Source organism: Peribacillus sp. NPDC056705, from assembly GCF_043656335.1.
This window is the reverse complement of record NZ_JBHTYI010000134.1, coordinates 1-1,869: the sequence shown is the minus strand read 5'-3', so window position 1 is coordinate 1,869 and position 1,869 is coordinate 1. Positions and strand designations below refer to the sequence as shown.

Sequence of the window (1,869 nt, the reverse complement as noted above, 5' to 3'; positions counted from 1 at the left end):
CCCGCATTAACCGCATATTCGAGGGCACCAACGAAATCAACCGACTCCTCATTCCGGGCACGCTCGTGAAAAAGGCGCTCAAAGGTGAAATTGCACTGATGGAAAAAGCGCAAAACCTGCAAAATGAGCTGCTTCAGCTCGTTCCAGGCCAGACCTTTGAGGGCACGCTAGAGCAGGAAACGCACTTCCTTGACATGATGAAGAAGATTTTCCTGCTTGCCGGTGGCTTGGCTGTACAGAAATTCGGTACGAAGCTGGAGCAAGAGCAGGAAGCACTGTCCAACCTGGCCGACATGATGATTGATATGTTTGCGCTCGAAAGCGCATTGCTGCGCGCACGCAAGCACATTGCCCGCACATCGGAAGAAAAAGCGACGAACATGATTGAGATGACCCAAGTGTTTGCATACGAGGCGTTCCAGCGCATAGAAACACTTGCCAAAGAGACGCTGGCCTCCGTGGAGTCTGGCGACATGCTGCGGATGCAGTTATCGGTTCTGAAGAAGCTGACACGCAGCAACCCGGTGGATACGGTCGCACTCAAACGCAGCATTGCTGCCCGTATCGTCAAGAATGAACGCTACACGGTGTAACGAGGGTGCCGTTCCTGTGATGAACTGCCTCGGTAGAGACAAGAGAATGTTCTGGGAGTAGGAGGAAACGAAGCATTCCTTAGGAAAGGGTTGGTTTTGTATGGATGCAAAGCCTTGGCTACCGTTCTATCCAAGTGAAGTGGCCCCCGCTTTTGATTATCCGAAACAGAATTTGGCATTATTTCTCGTCACGTCGGCGCAGAAGTACCCCGATCGGCCGGCGATGTATTTCATGGGCAAGAACATCAACTATAAAAGTCTGCTGGATTCGTCTTATCGTATGGCGAACACACTCCGCAGCAAAGGAATCAAGAAGGGTGATCGGGTAGCGATCATGCTGCCCAATTGTCCGCAGGTGGTCATGTCGTATTATGGCGCACTGCTGGCAGGGGCAGTGGTTGTCATGACGAATCCCCTCTACATGGAGCGGGAGATTGAGCATCAGATGAAAGATTCCGGAGCCAAGATCATCATTACGATGGATATGTTTGTGTCTCGAGTCGAAGCAGTGATCGAGGAAACCGAGCTGAAGCATATGATTGTCACCTCGGTGGCCGATTATCTTCCGTTCCCGAAGAACAAACTGTATCCGATCAAAGCCAAGAAGGAAGGACCGCTTCCTGTGGTTACCTATAGCGATTCCGTGCACAACTTCAAGAAGCTACTTGCGAGCGCACCGGACGATCCGATATGTGAATCCGTGAATGCCGAGAAGGATCTGGCGCTGCTGCAGTATACCGGCGGTACGACCGGTGTCCCGAAAGGTGTCATGCTGACGCATTACAACTTGATAGCCAATACGGTGCAGTCGGCCAACTGGTGTTATAAGGTGCAGGAAGGACACGAGCGTTATCTGGCGGTTTTACCATGTTTTCACGTATTCGGGCTCACCGTACTTCTTAATCAGGCGGTGTACCGTGCAGGTCAGCTGATTCTCGTTCCGAAGTTTGAAGGTACCATGATTCTGAATTTGATCAAAAAAATGAAGCCTACGCTCTTCCCGGGCGCTCCAACCATGTACATCGCCCTGATTAACCATCCTAAAATCAAAGAGTACGACTTGTCATCCATTAATGCCTGTGTCAGCGGCTCGGCCGGGCTCCCAGTTGAGGTTCAGGACACATTCGAGGAGATGACCAAAGGTAAACTTATCGAAGGTTACGGCTTGACGGAAGCATCGCCGGTGACTCATGTGAACCCGATCTGGGGCAAACGTAAAATCGGCACGATTGGCGTGCCGGTACCTGATACCGATGCGAAAGTGGTCCATCCCGAC

The 1,869-nt window shown here is 51.5% G+C and carries 1 protein-coding gene and 1 pseudogene; both read left to right on the top strand.

Features of this window, described 5'->3' with window-relative positions; all coding sequences use genetic code 11:
* Positions 1-593 (top strand): annotated as a pseudogene (locus ACFRAK_RS28200) (acyl-CoA dehydrogenase family protein); the annotation flags it as partial.
* A gap of 100 nt (positions 594-693) precedes the next feature.
* Positions 694-1,869, top strand: a 1,176-nt coding sequence (locus tag ACFRAK_RS28195) for an AMP-binding protein (RefSeq protein WP_394573067.1), incomplete at its 3' end; no start/stop codon positions are given.